The sequence below is a fragment of the Saprospiraceae bacterium genome (assembly GCA_026129545.1).
In the GTDB taxonomy this organism is placed as follows: domain Bacteria; phylum Bacteroidota; class Bacteroidia; order Chitinophagales; family Saprospiraceae; genus M3007.
Genome location: JAHCHX010000003.1, coordinates 210501 through 223611 on the forward strand (window position 1 = coordinate 210501; position 13111 = coordinate 223611).

General features: G+C 53.7%; 12 protein-coding genes. 6 read left to right on the plus strand and 6 right to left on the minus strand.

Annotated features, from left to right (window positions below; translation table 11 throughout):
- From KIS77_18670 to KIS77_18680, 3 genes are all read right to left on the minus strand, one after another.
- Positions 1–1932: a fumarate reductase/succinate dehydrogenase flavoprotein subunit gene (locus tag KIS77_18670; protein MCW5924354.1), complete on the minus strand. Its 1932-nt coding sequence runs from the start codon at positions 1930–1932 to the stop codon at positions 1–3.
- Positions 1933–2032: 100 nt separating this feature from the next.
- Positions 2033–2722 carry a succinate dehydrogenase cytochrome b subunit gene (locus KIS77_18675; protein MCW5924355.1) on the minus strand — a complete coding sequence of 230 codons (690 nt, stop codon included), beginning with the start codon at positions 2720–2722 and terminating at the stop codon, positions 2033–2035.
- Positions 2723–2996: 274 nt separating this feature from the next.
- On the minus strand, positions 2997–3617 hold the full coding sequence (locus KIS77_18680) for a glucosaminidase domain-containing protein (GenBank protein MCW5924356.1): 621 nt from the start codon (positions 3615–3617) through the stop codon (positions 2997–2999).
- Positions 3618–4216: 599 nt separating this feature from the next.
- Here KIS77_18680 and KIS77_18685 point away from each other — a divergent pair.
- The 4 genes from KIS77_18685 (at position 4217) to pdxH (ending at position 8182) form a co-directional block, all read left to right on the plus strand.
- Positions 4217–4459, plus strand: coding sequence for a DUF433 domain-containing protein (locus KIS77_18685; protein MCW5924357.1), 243 nt, complete (start codon positions 4217–4219; stop codon positions 4457–4459).
- A complete protein-coding gene (locus KIS77_18690; protein MCW5924358.1) occupies positions 4456–4812 on the plus strand; it encodes a DUF5615 family PIN-like protein in 357 nt (118 codons plus the stop codon). Before KIS77_18685 ends, KIS77_18690 begins: the two co-directional genes overlap by 4 nt.
- 4 nt (positions 4813–4816) lie before the next feature.
- Positions 4817–7222 carry an SMC family ATPase gene (locus KIS77_18695; GenBank protein ID MCW5924359.1) on the plus strand — a complete coding sequence of 802 codons (2406 nt, stop codon included), beginning with the start codon at positions 4817–4819 and terminating at the stop codon, positions 7220–7222.
- A gap of 312 nt (positions 7223–7534) precedes the next feature.
- Complete coding sequence (gene pdxH / locus KIS77_18700; protein ID MCW5924360.1) at positions 7535–8182, plus strand: pyridoxamine 5'-phosphate oxidase; 648 nt, start codon at positions 7535–7537, stop codon at positions 8180–8182.
- A 73-nt stretch (positions 8183–8255) separates the two neighbouring features.
- Here pdxH and KIS77_18705 read toward each other — a convergent pair whose 3' ends face one another.
- Positions 8256–8636, minus strand: coding sequence for a LysM peptidoglycan-binding domain-containing protein (locus KIS77_18705; GenBank protein MCW5924361.1), 381 nt, complete (start codon positions 8634–8636; stop codon positions 8256–8258).
- 131 nt (positions 8637–8767) lie between these two features.
- Complete coding sequence (gene ruvC / locus KIS77_18710; GenBank protein ID MCW5924362.1) at positions 8768–9331, minus strand: crossover junction endodeoxyribonuclease RuvC; 564 nt, start codon at positions 9329–9331, stop codon at positions 8768–8770.
- A 441-nt stretch (positions 9332–9772) separates the two neighbouring features.
- On the opposite strand from ruvC, the gene KIS77_18715 reads away from it, so the two are divergent.
- Entirely contained in the window at positions 9773–10930 is a 1158-nt protein-coding gene (locus KIS77_18715; GenBank protein MCW5924363.1) for a 3-hydroxybutyryl-CoA dehydrogenase, read from the plus strand.
- A gap of 217 nt (positions 10931–11147) precedes the next feature.
- On the plus strand, positions 11148–11534 hold the full coding sequence (locus KIS77_18720; GenBank protein MCW5924364.1) for a hotdog fold thioesterase: 387 nt from the start codon (positions 11148–11150) through the stop codon (positions 11532–11534).
- A gap of 130 nt (positions 11535–11664) precedes the next feature.
- Here the strand turns inward: KIS77_18720 and KIS77_18725 are convergent, their stop codons facing one another.
- Entirely contained in the window at positions 11665–13065 is a 1401-nt protein-coding gene (locus KIS77_18725; protein ID MCW5924365.1) for an IS66 family transposase, read from the minus strand.
- Between the last annotated feature and the right edge of the window lie 46 nt (positions 13066–13111).

Genomic DNA, 13111 nt, shown 5'->3' on the forward strand with positions numbered 1-13111 from the left:
CTATTTGTAAGACCGTTGGGTCACTTTCACCTCTTCGTACTCCAAAGGCTCCTTGTGCAATGCTGCTTGTTCACCCTCGCCTTTCCACTCCCAAGCCGCCACATACATATAGTTCACGTCGTCGCGCTTGGCTTCCCCATCTTCGGTTTGGTATTCCTCGCGGAAGTGGCCGCCGCAGCTCTCGTTGCGGTGCAGGGCATCTTGGCACATGAGTTCGCCAAGTTCCATGAAATCAGCCACGCGCCAGGCCTTTTCCAGTTCGGGATTGTACTCGGCATCGCTGCCCGGCACAAAAACGTCGCGCCAAAACTCAGCCCTCAAATCGCGTATCTCTTTGATGGCTTGCTCCAGCCCTTTGGCATTGCGGGCCATGCCACACTTGTCCCACATGATTTTGCCCAAACGACGATGAAAACTCTCCGCGCTCTGTTTGCCGCCAATGCCGCGCAGTCGCGCGATGCGCTCGCGCACTTCTTTTTCCGCAGCGTCGAATTCGGGCGTGTTGGTAGGTATCTCGCCAGTGCGTATTTCCCTTGAAAGGTAGGCTCCTATGGTGTATGGCAACACAAAGTAGCCATCGGCCAAACCCTGCATGAGCGCCGAAGCGCCCAAGCGGTTGGCGCCGTGGTCGCTAAAATTAGCCTCGCCACAAGCGTAGAGACCCGGAACGGTCGTCATCAGTTCGTAATCCACCCACAAGCCGCCCATCGTGTAGTGCACGGCTGGATAGATGCGCATGGGCATTTCGTAAGGGTTTTCACCCGTGATTTTTTCGTACATCTCGAAAAGGTTGCCATACGCGGCTTCCACGGTCGCCCGCCCCTTGCGCTTGATGGCGTCGGCAAAATCGAGATACACGGCAAGGCCGCTTTTGCCGACCCCCAAGCCTTCATCGCAGGCAACTTTGGCGGCGCGGCTGGCGATGTCGCGCGGCACGAGGTTGCCAAAAGCCGGATAGCGGCGCTCGAGGTAGTAGTCGCGGTCGGCCTCGGCGATTTCGCGCGGGTCTTTCAAGCGGTCGGCGGGATTTTTTGGCACCCAACAGCGGCCGTCGTTGCGCAGCGATTCGGACATTAGGGTGAGTTTCGATTGATATTCGCCCGACACAGGGATGCAAGTCGGGTGAATTTGGGTGAAACACGGATTGCCAAAAAACGCGCCGCGCCGATGCGCCCGCCATGCCGCCGTCGTGTTGCTCAACATGGCATTCGTACTAAGGTAGAAAACGTTGCCATAGCCGCCCGTGCAAAGCACCACCGCGTGGGCGGAGTGACGCTCCAGCTCGCCGGTGAGCAGGTTGCGAGCGATGATGCCTCGACATTGGCCATCTACCAAGACCACATCGAGCATCTCGTGGCGATTGTACATTTTCACCGTGCCGAGTTTGACTTGGCGACTTAGTGCCTGATAAGCACCGATAAGCAATTGTTGACCCGTCTGTCCACGCGCATAAAAAGTGCGAGAGACCTGTGTGCCACCAAAAGAGCGATTGTCGAGCAAGCCACCATATTCGCGGGCAAAAGGAACGCCCTGCGCCACGCACTGGTCTATAATGTGGGCAGAGACTTCGGCCAAGCGATGTACGTTGGCTTCGCGAGCGCGATAGTCGCCACCTTTGATGGTATCGTAGAAAAGGCGATAGACCGAGTCACCGTCGTTGCGGTAGTTTTTGGCGGCATTGATGCCCCCTTGTGCCGCGATGGAGTGTGCGCGGCGCGGGCTATCGTGAAATGTAAAGCACTTCACGTTGTATCCCAACTCGCCCAACGAGGCGGCGGCGGAAGCGCCAGCCAAGCCACTGCCGATGATGATGACATCAATGCGGCGTTTGTTGTTGGGGGCCACGAGCGGGACGTGGCCTTTGTAATCCTCCCACTTTTCCGACATGGTGCCAGATGGAATTTTGGAATCGAGGGCAGCTGATTTTGCCATATTATTTTCGTGTACTGATTTGACAAAGTATTGGTTCGAGCAAGCGGCGCGGCACTAAGGCAATCGAATGACCGCCCCAGAAACGTGCTCCTCGAATTGTTCAGATTTTTGAAAAATACATCCAAAGCGGGATGAGCGCAAACCCCGCCGGAATGGCGACGCTGTAGAGGTAACCCACCGTTTTGATGAGCGGCGTGTAGCGGCGATGGTTCAGGCCCAAGGTCTGGAAAGATGACCAGAAGCCATGCCACAGGTGGAACCCCACTACCACCATACACAACACATAAAAAATCACATAGAAGGGGTTGCTAAATGCCTCTGCCACCGGGATGTATAGGTTTTGTACAGGATGGTCGTAAGCGGCCACATCCACGGGCGGCAGCTTGCCCAATTTCATTTGCAGCCAGAATTGGTACAAGTGGAGCACGAGAAACACCAAAATGACGATGCCCAACCATGCCATGTTGCGCGAGGGACGCTCCTCCGGTCGGCTGTATTGCACCGCGTAGCGGTTGTTGCCCCGTGCCGATTTGTTGCTAAGCCACAACAGAATGCCCTGCACCGCGTGCCATATGATAAAGGCGTAGAGGGTGTAAGATATGAACATGATGAGCGGATTGTGGGTCATGAAAAAGGCGTAGGTATTGAACGCTTCGCCGCCATCGTCTTTCAGCAATTGGAGGTTGCCGAGCAGATGGATGACCAAAAAAAGCATCAAGAACAGCCCGGTCAGCGCCATCACGAATTTTTGACCAAGAGAAGAAGATAGGAATCTGGTGAACCAACTCATTCGGAGTAACAAATTCTTGTCCCGATACCTCGGGGATGAACAATGAAATGCAAGCGCGCAAAGAAAAGAACTTGTCAGGAGTTTACCCCAGCGCCTTTTGCATTTTCGCGGAACAAAACTACTTGCAGGAACGGGGTTGCCGAATTTTCGTTTGAAGAAGAAGGCAATATTTGGGTTATTTAGAAGGGGTAAAAATTCAGGCAATGTGAAGCACAAAAAAAAAGAGCCACCACGACCACTCGCGATGACTCTCTTTTTTTGACGAACAACGGCCTCATCGCTCACTCAACACCTCTAAGCCAAGCCGCTCGATGAGCTCGACCACTTTTTCATCCCACTCGGGATTGGTGCTGTAGCCCGGCTCGTGGGCTGTTTTTTTCAGGCCATCCACCACGCACACATAGTCGTAGCGCGAGCAACTGCGGGCATCGTCGTACCAGCGGCGGGCTTGGATGAAGCGGCCAAAATCAAGCACCGCCTCCTCCGCGCTGCCATACCTACGAAAAGGCGTGTACGTACCATCGTCTCTATGATAAACGACGAGACCGCCCCAATCTTTGCCCGCCTTGATACCAAAAGGGTTGCCGGATTCTTCGAAGAGCTGGCTTTTGAAGCTCGATTCATAGACGGCGATGCTGACGACCACCGTGGCGGGGATGCCGATTTGCGCCTCGTGGTTGACGGCGGCCTGCACATAAGACTCCACTCTGGAGTAGTCTGCCCCATACAACACGGAAATCGTGGACGAAACGGCTTGCACATCGTGCTGAAGCGAGGAGTATTGGCCGAGAGAGGCACTATCGGTGGTTTGCCCGTTCATTTTTCTTTGGGTGAAAGAGGTGCCGACCCAAAAAATGAAGGTAGCAAGAGCGAGATAACACGGGTTGTTTTTCATGGCGTTAGCATTTTAAAAATGAGCAAAGCATGAGCTGGGCACCCATTGCGCGAATGGGCACAAAGTGTTCCGCTATGGGAACGAGGCAGCATCAGCCACCCAGCACATCAGAGCATTTTGGATAAAATCAGCAGGAGCACTAATGCCCTCGAACGGGCTTGTGGAAGCGAGGTTTTGCGTAGAGTTGGCTTTCGGTCTCCTGCACCGCCGGCGGAAAGAAGCGAGATTCTCAATCTTCGATGTTGGGCATAACGAGCATATTTAATGGTAAGTTTCCCGACGCGACGTATTTGTTTTGTTAAAACAGCGATTGCAGCGTATGAACAACTGCTGGCACAAAGGTCGGGGCAGCCCCCTCCGGCCAAAACCCTGCAAATGGTGAATTGCAAAAAATCGGCCCATTGCCCTGAAAACAGGGAAATCCTTCACGGAAATGGGGGGGGATGCATCACCTCTGCCAACCTTGTCGCCCCGCTCTTTTTAAGACATAAGCCAATGAGAAAACCGCTGACTTTTGTTACTGCCCAACCCGCACCCATTCCTTCGCGGGATTTCGCAAACAACCTTTATCTTTGTCAGAAAATCACTTTCAACAAAAAATGAAAAACGGAGCAGCCGACTTCATCGAAATCAACCCCAAAGCGATGCTGGGCAAACCCGTCGTTCGCGGCACGCGCATCACGGTCGAACTGATCTTGGAAAAGCTCTCCAAGGGAGAATCGTTCGAGGAAATTCTGGCCGAACACCCTCGCCTGAAACGCGAGCACATCTTGGCGGCGTTGGCATTTGCAGCCAGTTCTTTACGCGGTGAGATGTTCGTTCAAACCCCCGCCGCAGCATGAAATTCGTAGCGGACGAAGGCGTGGATGGCACGTTGGTCGCCCTGCTCCGCACAGCCGGGCATGACGTGATTTATTTTGCCGAAACCGATAGAAGCACCGACGACGCAACGATTTTGGAAATCGCCAACTCCGACAACCGCATCCTCATCACCCGCGACTTGGATTTTGGCGAATTGGTGTGGCGCATGAAAATGGTACACACCGGCATCATACCCGTTCGCACCGAAGAATTGCGTTCAGTTTCCCGCTCAAAACTTGTCGCTGATTTCATCGAAGCCAATCAAAATTTGCTTTCCGACCATTTCATCGTCATTCAGCCCGGCGCCGCCCGCATCCGAAAGATGCAAGCCTGAATAAATGATTCTCAACAACTTAAAACTCGCCAACTACAAACAATACGCGACCCTCTCGCTCGACTTCCGCGAGGGGCTGGTCGGCATTATCGGCAAAAACGGCGCGGGCAAATCCACCATTTTCGAGGCCATTTTGTACTGTCTGTTCGGGCGCGACGAGAGCAACAAAAACCTCGTGCGCTCCTCTTTCGCCGACCCGAAAGCGACCGTGGAATTGGCGCTGGAATTCACGCTCGGCGAGAGCCGCTACCGCGTGCGGCGCGAGTTTCGGGGCAAGGCGTTGGCCGTCGGCGCCGAACTTTTCAAAAACGACCAACTCGTCGCCAAAGGCGTCTCCGCCGTCAACGACGAGCTCGTGAAGGTGCTCCATATCGAGCGCGACGCCTTCAAACGCTCCGTCTTTTCGGGCCAAAAAGAACTCGACGAACTAACCCACGCCAGCAAGGAGGAGCGCCGCAAAATCGTGCGCCGAATGCTCGGCCTCGACCGTCTCGACGACATTCAGGCACAAGTCAACGGCGACATCCGCGACCTGAAAATTCGCATCGCGGGCCAAGAGCAAAACCTACTCGACGACCTGCTTGTGGAGACGCTCACAGCCGAAATCACCGACGCGGAACAGGCGTTGGAAAAAAACAAATCCGAGTGGGCAACCGAGCACAAAAAACTCAAAGCAGTCGAGGAGAAATACCGAGCAGAACAGCAAAAATTCGACGAGGAGGAAGGGCGCCTGAGGCAGTTCAATGCCCTCAATAGCGAGCTCGGCCAATTGGCTGAAAGACTCGCGGGATTGAAGTCGCAGCGTGAAAATTTGACACAAAAAAGCCGAGAATTGCAACAGCAAAAGGAAAAACTCGACGGCGAGCGTGGCATGTTCACGCAATTTTTGGAAGAAAAAAAACGGCTCGACCTGCTTGAAAAAGAACATCAGCGTTTTGTCAATCGCTCGGCGCGGCTCGACAAAATCGCCGAGACGCACGAACTCCTGAAAAACATTCAGGCGAAAATCGGCGACTACACGAAGCAGTTGGCCGGAAAAGCCGAGGTCGAATCGGCATTGGCCGAAAAACAAGGACTTGTGGCAACGCTGGAAGAAGAAATCAAGGCCAAACTGACAGCGCACGGCACCGTCGAAGGCAAAATCGGCGGCATTCAGGCGGGGCTGCGCGAGCGTTCGGACAAGTTGGAAAGCCTGCGCCAGCTCGGTCGGGAAGGCACTTGCCCCACCTGTCTCCAGCCTTTGCTCGATGGCTACGAACGGGCATTGGCAGCACTCGAACAGGAAATCAACGCCCTGCAAACCAAGCAATTGCTGGCGCTGGAGCAAGAAAAAAACATCATCGTCGAGGCCGGAAAAAACCTGCGAAAACGTCAGGACGCGGTTCGTTTGGAGGTCGAGAAACTGGGCAAAGAACAGGCACGTTTGGCCGAAATCGCGCGTTCAAAAACTTCCGAGGAGAGTCAGCGAGCACTTTTGGAAAAACGCCTCGCAGCCGACGAAGCTATTTTGCGAGAAATCGGCGCGGTTCATTTCGATGAGGGCGCATATTCGAGTTTGAAAGAAAAAATCACCGCGACGGAACCCCGCTATCTCGAATTTTCAAAAAACGAAAACTACGTCGCCCGCGAATTGCCGACAACGCTGGCTGTCTTAAAAACGACTGAAGCCTCCATAGTGGGAACCGAAAAGAACATGGCCGCCAAGTCTGCGGCGCTCGCCCAAGTCGGCTACGACGCGGCCCGCTACGAACACGCCAAACAAGCCATCACGGGTTTTGCCGATGCCCTCAACGCCCAATCCGAAACGGTACGCACGTTGGAAAAGACAGGCATCGAGCTCCAAAACGGCATTGCTCGAAATCAGGAAAAACTCCGCGCCAACGACCGCATCAAAACCCAAATCAGCGACAAACTCGACGAAATCGAACTGCTGCGCAAACTCGCCGAAATGCTCGGACTGTTCAAAACCGAAATCCTCGAAAAAGTCAGCCCCGGCATCTCACGCGAGGCCAGCGACCTGTTCAGCCGCATCACCAAGGGCAAATACGAGCAAATAAGGGTGGACGAAAATTTTGAGTTCACTATCGCCGATGGGGGCGTTTTCTACCCCATCGAGCGTTTTAGCGGCGGCGAGATTGACCTCGCCAACTTTTGCCTGCGCATCGCCATCACCAAAGCCATCACAGACCTCAGCGGTGCGGAACAAGGCATCGGCTTTCTTGCCTTCGACGAGATTTTTGGCAGTCAGGACGAGGAGCGACGGCTGGAGATGATGCTGGCGCTCAACTACCTACAAGAGCAGTTTCGCCAGATTTACATCGTGTCGCACATCGAAAGTTTGAAGGATTATTTCCCGCATATTTTGGAAGTGCAGGGCGGCGAGTCTGGCAGCGTGGCCGTGTGGCGCTAAGAAGATTGATGCAGCACGTCGCCAAGTTTTCGGCATGACTTGAATTTCCAACCCGCTCAAAATCATGGTTGTCAATCATAGTGAGGTGATAAACCTTGGCGCGTCAAGGCGTACTTTTGCAGAAAAATAGAGCGTGTTCAGAAAACTGTGTCATCCCAATGGAGACGATAAGAAAACACAGAGGCACGAAGGGCACAGAGTTTTGGTTTTCAATAATTTACATTCCTTTAAGCGCGGCGTGTATTGCGTAAAAAGAAAACACCCGGTATGGTTTGACACACTTTTCTGAACACTCTCGAAAAATACGCTTGTATGGAGCCACATCAACTCGCCGCGCTTCGACGCAACTACGCCCGCCAGTCGCTTTCCGAAACCGACGTGCTGGCCAATCCTTTTTCACAATTTGGCGTGTGGTTCGAGGAGGCCATCAGCAGCGAGCTGACTGAGCCTAACGCCATGACCCTCGCCACCGCCGACAGCCACGGTCGCCCGAGCGCCCGCACGGTCTTGCTCAAAGGCTTTGACCGGAACGGCTTTGTTTTTTACACCAACTACGAAAGTCGAAAAGGGCAGGAATTGGCTGAAAACCCACAAGCGGCCCTGCTTTTTACTTGGCTGGAGCTCGAACGACAAATCCGCATAGAGGGCACAGTGGGAAAGGTGTCGCGCGAAGAGGCGCTTGCCTATTTTCAAAGCCGCCCGAAAGGCAGCCAAATCGGCGCATGGGCCAGCCCCCAAAGCCGCGTCGTGTCGGGCCGCATGGCGTTGGAACAACGCGCCTTGGAACTCAAAGAACAATATCACGACGAAACCGCACTGCCGCTGCCGCCTTTTTGGGGCGGTTTCAGGTTGGAGCCGGATGTGTTCGAGTTTTGGCAAGGCCGGGAAAGCCGCTTGCACGACCGAATATGCTATACCAAGACGGCTGACGGCTGGAAGATAGAGCGATTGGCCCCCTGACAAACACGAGCGGCTGCTTCGGTGTCCCGTAGCAGCCGCTTGTGATGGTGGTTGGCGCAAGGCACCGGCTCGTTTATGGATTCGGAATGCGCAGCACCTGCCCGATTTCGATAAGGTCGGGGTTTTTGAGTTGGTCGCGGTTTGCCTCAAAAATCTGCTTGTACTTCATCATGTCGTCGTAGTAGTGCTGGGCGATTTTGCTGAGGCTCTCGCCTTTTTTCACCGTGTGCATGGCATACACGTCGGGGTTGGCCACCCTGATGTCCGCCACGATATCGGTCGGCGCGGCGCCGCCCACTGCTTTGATGGCATCCCACAATTGGTCTTTGTGCTGGCCATATTGGACGGTGCCCCACACACGGAGCACGCCGTTTCCTTCCTCGACGCGACCGTCGGTGACGCCGAGCTGCTCACCGAGCGCGAGCACGCTTGCATACTTGTCTTTTACTGCCATAGTTGGTTTGAAAGTTTTTGGTTGTGAGAAAATGCTTTGTCAGAAAAAAGGATTTGATGGCAAAGGTAGGCCAAGTGCCTTCAAAATTTAAAAAATCGTCGCAAGGTTTCATAAAAAATTCAATTCCCTCATCACTTCGCCCGCTTAGGGTTGTCCTTCAAAAACGCTTTCCAGCCAGTGTATGATTTGGCACCTTTGAGCGCGGCGTTTGAGGATTGGTACCAGTGGCACACAGCCGCTGCCAAAGCATCTGTGGCATCGAAGTATTGTTCGGAAAATTTTGTTTTCAGGATGTTCTCCAACATTCCCGCCACCTGCTCCTTGGAAGCGTTTCCATTGCCCGTCACGGCGCTTTTGATTTTTTTGGGCATATATTCTGTTGTGGCGAGGTTGTTCACCATGCCAGCAGCGATGGCGACCCCCTGGGCGCGACCCAACTTGAGCATGGACTGCACGTTTTTGGCGTAGAAAGGTTGCTCTATCGCCATCTCCGTGGGGCGATATTGGTGAATCAAATCCTGCACTTGCTCGAAGATGTAGCGCAACTTCACCGTCTGTTCGGCACCGAGATGCGCAAACGTGACCACGCCTATTTCAATCACCTTTATTTCCTTTTTGCTCGCATCAATAATGGCATAACCCAGCACATTGGTGCCGGGGTCAATGCCGAGGATGCGCGTTTTTTGTTCTTCCATTGCAGCAAAGGTAGGGAAAAGGAGGGCGGGCTTGAGGATTTCTACCCGTCCGGATGAATATATGTTCGGGAGGGATTGCTGATTTGGAGGTTGATGTGACCAGAATGCCGAGAGTGTCCACAAAGCTGTGCCACCCCAGTTCGGGCAATGAGAAAACACAGAGACGCGGAGGCACAGAGTTTTGGTTTTCGAAGACTCACGCTCTTTTGAGTGCGGCGTTCGACATGTAAAAAAACATATAGGAAGGTTTGACACGCTTTTCTGAACATTCCCAGAATGTCGGCTCCGAAGGTTTCTTTAATTTTGGCAAAAACAGGTTTTAGGTTTCATGTAAGTTTGTGCCCTCAAAAAACCATAAACCCCGCCTGCTCCGCTTGGCCGAGCAAACCAACAAGCCTCAAACCCCCAAACCAGAAACCTTCTAACCCTCCAACCTTTCTCATGGACACAATAGGCATACTTGGCGCAGGAGCAATGGGCAGCGGCATCGCCCAAGTCGCCGCTGCTGCCGGACATCAAGTGGTGATATGCGACAATCTTACCATTGCCTTGGCCAAGGCTGGCAAGGGCATGCAGGCATCCTTGAAATTAGGCGTCGAAAAAGGAAAAATCACAGATGCCGAGGCATATTCCCTATTCAGCCGCGTCCGCTTCACCGACCACATGAGCGAATTCCGCGATTGCGCCATCATCATCGAGGCCATTGTGGAAGACATCGAACAGAAACAAATCGCTTTCAAGAGCATGGAGGCCATCGTGGACGAAAATACCATTCTGGCCAGCAACACCTCCTCGCTTTCCATATCGGCTATGGGTGCCCAACTCAAACACCCAGAGCGCATACTCGGTGTCCACTTCTTCAATCCTGCCCCGCTGATGCGGCTGGTGGAAATCATCCCCGGCCTTCAGACCCGCCCAGATGTGGTGGAGCGCGGCAAAAAACTCATTGACAGCTGGGGCAAGACGACCGTCATCGCCAAAGACACACCAGGCTTCATCGTCAATCGCGTGGCAAGGCCCTATTATGGGGAAGCCCTGCGCATTTTCGACGAAGGCATCGCGGATGTCGCCACCATTGACTGGGCCATGCGCGACCTCTGCGGCTTCCGCATGGGGCCTTTTGAACTGATGGACTTCATCGGCAATGACATCAACTACGCCGTGACGGAAGTGATTTTCTCCAATTTTTTCTACGACCCTCGCTACAAACCCTCTTTCACCCAAAAACGCCTCGTGGATGCACACCTGTTTGGCAAAAAAACAGGGCGCGGATTCTACGACTATCGAGAAGGCGCCGTGAAACCCGAACCTACCCGCGACGAAAACCTCGGACGCGAAATCGCCAGCCGCATCCTCGCCATGCTTATCAACGAAGCCGCCGACGCACTCTACCTGCGCGTCGCCAGCCGCGACGACATTGACCTCGCCATGACGCAAGGGGTCAACTATCCCAAAGGGTTGCTCGCTTGGGCCGACGAAATCGGCATCGAAAAAATCGTGGAAAAACTGGATTCGCTCTATGTCGAATATCTGGAAGACCGCTACCGATGCAGCCCGCTGTTGCGGAAAATGGCAAGGGAAAATCAGGGGTTTTATTGATTGCTCGTTGTTGGTTGTTCGAGGTTTTGGATGATGCCATTACCGCCAAAGATGAAGGATACATAACACAGGAAGAACTTCAAACAGGAAGAACGAAATTTGAAACGACAATAAAATCGGTCAACGGCTACATCAAGTACCTGAACTCTAGCTTTAATCAATCAATAAACAACGCACAACCAGCAATCCCGTGCTCCCTCTTGAGATTTTCCACAAAATGTACGACAACGACCCGTTCAGCCAATGGATGGGCATGGAGCTCGTGTCGGTGGGGGAAGGCACCTGCACCTTGCGCATGAAGGTGCGGGCCGAGATGCTCAACGGCTTTGGCGTGGCGCACGGGGGCATCACATTTTCGCTGGCCGACAGCGCCTTCGCATTTGCCTGCAACTCAAGCGGGCGGCACACGGTCTCGATTCACTGCACGGTGGAACACATCGCACCAGTTTTTGAAAACGACGTTCTGACCGCCACCGCCACGGAGGAACATTTGGGCAACTCCATTTCAAACTATGCCATAAAAATCACCAAACAGGACGGTTCGCCAGTGGCATTTTTTCGGGGAGTGGCTTTTAGAAAGAAGCAGGCATGGCAACCCGAATAGTCAGTTTATATACTTTGCGCCGCCGGGTTTGGGGCATGCCTAAAAGCGCAGGCAGCCTGCTCAAAATCATGGAGAGCGAGCATGGTCGTCTGACAAATCCTAGCGAATCAAGGTATATTTTTGTAAAAACTTAGCCAGCCTTAAAAACGATAGTTTTCCTATCAAAAGCGTTTGTCAGGTTCTGGAACACGTTCATTGAATGTTTGCGTAGAGTTGAGGTAAATGATTGTATGCGTGCATAGTGCTGCGCCCCTTTAAAGGTTTGGAAATTGGTGGCGACCTTTTGTTTGGTCTTCAGGCAACGGATGTCGCGCTCGGCTTGGTTGTTGGTGAACGGCACGTTTTGCTCAAAGGCAAAGGCAAGCCACTCGTCCCGGTGCTTGACCAGGCGATTGAGCAGGTTGCGTCCCTTCGAGTTTTTGGGCTTTCCTCTTTTGCCCTGTTTGGGGGGCGGCTCTTCCCTGTCGGCCGATTGGCAGATTTGCTCGAAGTGGTGCCGCCAGGTTTGAGGGTCGGCCACCGACCCGGTGCCCTTTTGGCTGGCTTGGTAGAGTTGCAGGACAAACTGGTGCATTTGGGAGGCCCATTTTGAGCCGTTTTCCGCCAGATTGGTCAGTTCCCGGAGCAGGTGCGCGCCACAGAGGGCGTGCTTGCACTGTTGAAAGTCAAAATAACTGGCCCAGCAGTCGTGCACGGCCCGCTTGGTGAAGTCCTTGAGCAGCGAGGCTTCGGATTCGAGCGCCTCCTTGCCCCGTTTTTTGTGGACGAACAGGTGGGTGAACAGCGCGGTCGAGGCGACGTGGAACCAGTGGAGTTTTTTCTCCACCCGCATGCCCGTTTCATCAAAATGAACCACATCGGAGGCCAAAACCGCCGTTTTGATTTGTTCCTCAATCGGCTCAAGGGCTTGGTACATGCCAGCGTTGGCCGTCAGGGCGGTGCTTTCGTTGAACGAACAGCCCCACAGGTCGCCCATGAGTTGCTCGATTTTCTCCAGCGGCAGTTTGTAGTCGTTGTTCAACAGGACGCTCAGCGCCTTGATCCGGGAACCGTACTGCACAGGCTGGCCTACCTCGGGCGGAAAACAGCCCCAATGCTGCCTGCCACAACAGACCGCCACGCCCAACTGGTGCTCCGTGACCTCCATGCGGGGTGCGGGAATATCGAACACCTGGCGCTTTTGGGCCACTTCAACCACGTCGGCAGTGGAAAAATCCTTCGAACAGCAGGAGCAGGATGTGGCATGGTGCACCACAACGTGGTCCACCGTGTCCACCATCTTGAGCGTCTTGCCTTTGTGGCCCAACTGGCCGCCGCTCTTTTTGGGCGGCTCTTTGGGAAGGCCCGGTTTCTTGGACAAACCATCTGACGACGGCGGCTTGTGACTGTTCTTGCTGTTCATCTTTAGGCGCGAACGCAATTCGGCAACTTCCGCCCGAAGGGCAGCATTCTCGGATTCCAGTGCCTCAACCTTGGCAAGCAAGACCATGACCAAATCCTTCAATACCGATATGTCATTCGATAACTCCATGAACCAGATGTATTCGCTAAAACAATTTTACATTGACTTGGGTTGG